This window comes from Devosia sp. (assembly GCF_041917035.1).
Taxonomy (GTDB): domain Bacteria; phylum Pseudomonadota; class Alphaproteobacteria; order Rhizobiales; family Devosiaceae; genus Devosia_A.
The window spans coordinates 1-4,395 of the sequence record NZ_JAYRYM010000284.1 but is presented as its reverse complement, the minus strand read 5'-3'; the positions used below and the strand labels follow the sequence as shown (position 1 = coordinate 4,395).

The following is a 4,395-nucleotide window of genomic DNA, read 5'->3' as shown; positions in this document are numbered from 1 at the left end:
ATGCCGCTGACCCACATGACCGAGGCGTAGATGACGATGCCGACGGTGGCGAGCCAGAAGTGCCAGTTGATCATGCGCAGCGAGTAGAGCTGCTTGCGACCCCACAGGCGCGGCACCATGAAGTAGACGGCACCGAAGGAGATCATGCCGACCCAGCCCAGGGCACCGGAGTGCACGTGGCCGATGGTCCAGTCGGTATAGTGGCTGAGGCCGTTGACCGACTTGATCGACATGACCGGACCTTCGAAGGTCGACATGCCGTAGAAGGCGACCGCGATGACCATCATGCGGATGATCGGATCGGTGCGCATCTTGTCCCAGGCGCCGCGCAGCGTCATGAGACCGTTGATCATGCCGCCCCAGCTGGGCATCCACAGCATGATCGAGAACACCATGCCGAGGGTCTGCGCCCAATCGGGCAGAGCGGTGTAGTGCAGGTGGTGCGGACCGGCCCAGATGTAGAGGAAGATCAGCGCCCAGAAGTGGATGATCGACAGGCGATAGCTGTAGACCGGCCGTTCTGCCTGCTTGGGCATGAAGTAGTACATCATGCCCAGGAAGCCCGCGGTCAGGAAGAAGCCCACCGCGTTGTGGCCATACCACCACTGGGTCAGCGCATCCTGCACGCCCGAGAAGACCGGGTAGGCCTTGGAGCCGAGGAAGCTCGCCGGGATGGCGAGGTTGTTGACCACGTGCAGCATGGCAATGGTCACGATCATCGACAGGTAGAACCAGTTCGCCACGTAGATGTGGGGTTCCTTGCGCTTGATGATCGTGCCGAGGAACAGGATCAGGTAGGCGACCCAGACGATCGTCAGCCACAGGTCGGTGTACCACTCGGGCTCGGCATATTCCTTGCCCGACGTAATGCCGAGCAGATAGCCCGTCGCCGCCATGAGGATGAAGAGCTGGTAGCCCCAGAACACGAACCAGGCGAGGGAATCGCTGAGCAGCCGTGCCCGCGAGGTTCGCTGCACGACGTAAAAGCTGGTGGTGATCAGCGCCGTGCCGCCGAAGGCGAAGACGACGCCCGAGGTGTGCAGCGGCCGCAGACGACCGAAGTTCAGGTAGGGTCCGAAGTTCAGCTCGGGCCACGCCAGTTGCAGTGCGATCACCACGCCGACAAGCATGCCGACGACACCCCAGAACATCACCAGGATGGATCCAACCCGGATCGGGGCATCGAAGTACCCTGCCGCCTCACCGGCGGCCTCGACCGCCACCTTGCGGTCCGGCAGGCGCATCAGCACGATGGCCGCCAGACCCAGAACAGCCGTGAGCACCCCCATCTGGATCTTGAAGGGGGCATCCTGCCCAAAGGCCGACAGCATGAGCGTCAAGAACGCTCCCACTGCCAGTGTTATGATCCAACCCAAATTTCGCAACGTCGCCCCCTGAATAGGCAATTCGAGACGCTGCAACCTATGGACCGGCCCAAACAGCCACATTGATCCAGATCAAGGCGCCCCGGACGCGCTCTCACAATTGTGACGCTGTTCACAGCGGAGTTCGCGAGGGATGACGCGACAGGAATTGCGATCCGGGTTGCTCGATGCCTACGAGCGGCAGATGGGTCTTTGTGATCGCCTCGAGGAGGTGGCCGATTCTCTTCCAAGCCGCCTCGACCGGCAGCAGTGCCTGCACCTGGCGAGGATGATCGGGCCCCTGCTCAAGCAGGCTCACGCCGCCGAGGAGCGCGAGCTGTTTCCGCACGTGACCCGGCACCACGAGGGCGGCGTCGATCTCGTCGAACAGCTGCGCCTCGAGCATGTCGAGGACGAGTGCTTCGCCGAAGAGGTGCAGCACGAGCTCATGCAGATGGGGCAAGGCCGAACCGACCTGGCGCCGGAGGCGACGGGATACATGCTGCGCGGGTTCTTCGAAGGCATCAGGCGGCACGTGCGACGCGAACGCGAACTGCTCGCCGAAATGCTCAGGACGCGCCAGACCGGCTAGGCCGTCGGCAGGTGGATGGCGAGACGAACGGCGACGAGCAGGGCATTGCCGATCACCGGCGTTTCGACGGTCTCGGCCACGAAGTCCGCCAGCCACTGCAGCGGGCGGGAGGCGAGAAGCACGACCGGAGCCGCCTTGATGCAGAACGCGATGCTCTCGGACTTCGCGCCGCGCACCGCCTTGTGGTCGAGCACGGTGCAGTCGAAGCGGTTGCTCTCGGCCCAGTCGACGGACGGCAGTTGCGCCCTTTCGGTCACCTCGAAGCCCTCCGCCTCGAGCGCGAAGACCAGCGAGTGTCGCAGGTCGCTATCGGGAGCGATCACGAGCAGGCGGCCGACGGGCATTCAGACTGTCTCCTCCGCGCTGTCCTCCAGCGGCGCGAAGACGATGCTTAGGCAGGCATTCGCCTACGGGATTTGAGGTAGATCAAGCCACGGGCACTGAAGTCCGCTTTCAGCCGGCCGGATCGTAGCCGATATCGATCACCATGCGGACCAGTTCGGCCAGGCTGCGGGCCTGCATCTTGCCCATCAGACCCGCGCGGTAGACCTCGACCGTGCGCGGGCTGATGCCCAGTTCCGACGCGATGGTCTTGTTGGGCTGCCCGGCCACCACGCCGTCGAGCACCTGCCGCTCGCGCTCGCTCAGGGAGTCCAGCCGCTGGCGCACCAGTTCCTCGGCGGCTTCGTTGCGCACCTGCTCGTCGGCCCGCTCGACCGCCCGGCCGATCGAATCGATCAGCACCTGGTCGCTGAACGGCTTCTCGATGAAATCGAGGGCGCCGTTCTTCATGGCCTCGACGGCCATCTGCACATCGCCATGACCGGTGATGACGATGGCGGGCAGGAGCGCCCCGGCATCGCGCAGCTTGCGCAACAGCTCCACGCCGTCCATGTCCGGCATCCTGAGATCGGTGATCAGGCAGCCATTGCTGATGCCGGCGGCGATCGCGAGGAAGTCCGTCGCACTCTCGTGCACCCGAACGGCAAAGCCGGCTCCCGACAGCAGAAAGGCGAGGGAGTTGCGCACGGCCTCCTCGTCGTCGACGATGTGAACGACGGTGTCAGTTGTAGTCAACGGAAGCCTCGGTCAGAATCGGCAGGGTGAAGGCGAAGGTGGCGCCGCCATCACGGTTGCGCATGACATTGAGTTCGCCGCCATGCGACTCGATGATGCGCCGCGAGATGGACAGGCCTATTCCCATACCACTCGCCTTGCTGGTGACGAAGGGCTGGAACAGCCGCGGCGCGATATCGTCGGCGATGCCGGGGCCGGTATCGGCAACCTCGACCTGCATGCGCTCGGCATCGAGCGCACGGGTCGATACCGTCAGTTCCTTGCGCGGGCTGTCGCGCATCGCCTCCATGGCATTGCGCATCAGGTTGATGAGGACCTGCTGAATCTGCACCCGATCGGCGACGACGCTCGCCTCCTCCGGTCCGAAATCGAAGACCGACTTGATGCCCCGCTCGCGCGACCCGACCAGAGCCAGTGCGCCGGCCTCCTCGACCAGCGACTTGATGTCCTCCGGACGCTTGTCGGTGTCGCCGCGCCGCACGAACTCGCGCAGGTGCCGGATGATGTCGCCGGCCCGCAGGGCCTGCCTGGCCGTCTCCTCGAGGGCCCCGCGCATGCGGTTGGCATGCTCCTCGTCGATGCGTTCCAGCATGCGCCGACAGCCCTGGACATAGTTGGCGATGGCGGAGAGCGGCTGGTTGAGTTCGTGCGCGAGCGTTGCGGCCATCTCGCCCAGTTCATTGAGACGCGCCAGGCGCGCCAGCTCGCTCTGCGCCTGATCCAGCATGGCGGCCGTGCGTTCGCGCTCGGTCAGGTCGCGGATGAAACCGGTGAAGAAGACCCTGTCCCCTGAGCGCATCTCGCCGACCGCGAGCTTCATGGGGAAGGTCGAGCCGTCCTTGCGCCGACCGACGACGACGCGGTCGATGCCGATGATGCGCCGTTCGCCGGTCGACAGGTAGCGCGAGACGTAGCCGTCATGCTGGTCGTGATAGGGCTGCGGCATGAGCATCGAGACGTTCTTGCCGATGACTTCATGCTGGGCATAGCCGAACTGGCGCTCGGCCGACGCATTGAAGGTCACCATGGTCCCCGTGGTGTCGATGACCACGGTCGCGTCGGGCACGGTGTCGAGAATGGACTTCAGGTGGGCCTCGCGCTCGCGCAGGACGGCGGCGCTCCGCTCCGCATCGTTTCTCAGCTGCAGGGTCGCGCGGAGCAGCATGCCGAACAGGCCGACGCCCAGAACGCTCAGCAGGACGAGAAGCGCGGTGCGGTAGGCCGGAGACAGGATGTCCGGAGGGACGACCGAGACACCGATCGCGGCGACGAGCAGAAGCGCTGCGACAATGCCTACCGCCAGATCGGCCCTTGCCCGCTGGTTACCCACGTGGTGCTCCGCAACGCAACACGGTCAGCCTA

Annotated in this window: 5 protein-coding genes; 1 reads left to right on the top strand and 4 read right to left on the bottom strand. The window is 64.9% G+C overall.

The window, feature by feature from the left end; genetic code table 11:
- Window positions 1-1,331, bottom strand: a 1,331-nt coding sequence (gene ccoN / locus ACE3TU_RS19420; RefSeq protein WP_374627238.1) for a cytochrome-c oxidase, cbb3-type subunit I, incomplete at its 3' end; no start/stop codon positions are given.
- 187 nt (window positions 1,332-1,518) lie between these two features.
- Here ccoN and ACE3TU_RS19415 point away from each other — a divergent pair.
- Window positions 1,519-1,956: a hemerythrin domain-containing protein gene (locus ACE3TU_RS19415; RefSeq protein WP_374627236.1), complete on the top strand. Its 438-nt coding sequence runs from the start codon at window positions 1,519-1,521 to the stop codon at window positions 1,954-1,956.
- On the opposite strand, the gene ACE3TU_RS19410 is transcribed toward ACE3TU_RS19415, so the two are convergent.
- The 3 genes from ACE3TU_RS19410 to ACE3TU_RS19400 form a co-directional block, all read right to left on the bottom strand.
- On the bottom strand, window positions 1,953-2,300 hold the full coding sequence (locus ACE3TU_RS19410) for a hypothetical protein (protein WP_374627234.1): 348 nt from the start codon (window positions 2,298-2,300) through the stop codon (window positions 1,953-1,955). The genes ACE3TU_RS19415 and ACE3TU_RS19410 overlap by 4 nt on opposite strands.
- 109 nt (window positions 2,301-2,409) lie before the next feature.
- Window positions 2,410-3,033 (bottom strand): response regulator FixJ, encoded by a 624-nt coding sequence (fixJ, locus tag ACE3TU_RS19405; protein ID WP_374627232.1) that lies wholly within the window; start codon window positions 3,031-3,033, stop codon window positions 2,410-2,412.
- The gene (locus ACE3TU_RS19400; RefSeq protein ID WP_374627230.1) at window positions 3,020-4,363 is read right to left on the bottom strand and encodes a PAS domain S-box protein; all 1,344 of its coding nucleotides are present in this window, start codon (window positions 4,361-4,363) and stop codon (window positions 3,020-3,022) included. The genes fixJ and ACE3TU_RS19400 overlap by 14 nt, the downstream gene beginning before the upstream one ends.
- Window positions 4,364-4,395: the final 32 nt, after the last annotated feature.

Bases quoted from the DNA above. Each gene is read 5' to 3' on its own strand.
- ACE3TU_RS19415 (WP_374627236.1), top strand. From the start codon at position 1,519: ATGACGCGACAGGAATTGCGATCCGGGTTGCTCGATGCCTACGAGCGG.
- ACE3TU_RS19410 (WP_374627234.1), bottom strand. From the start codon at position 2,300: ATGCCCGTCGGCCGCCTGCTCGTGATCGCTCCCGATAGCGACCTGCGA.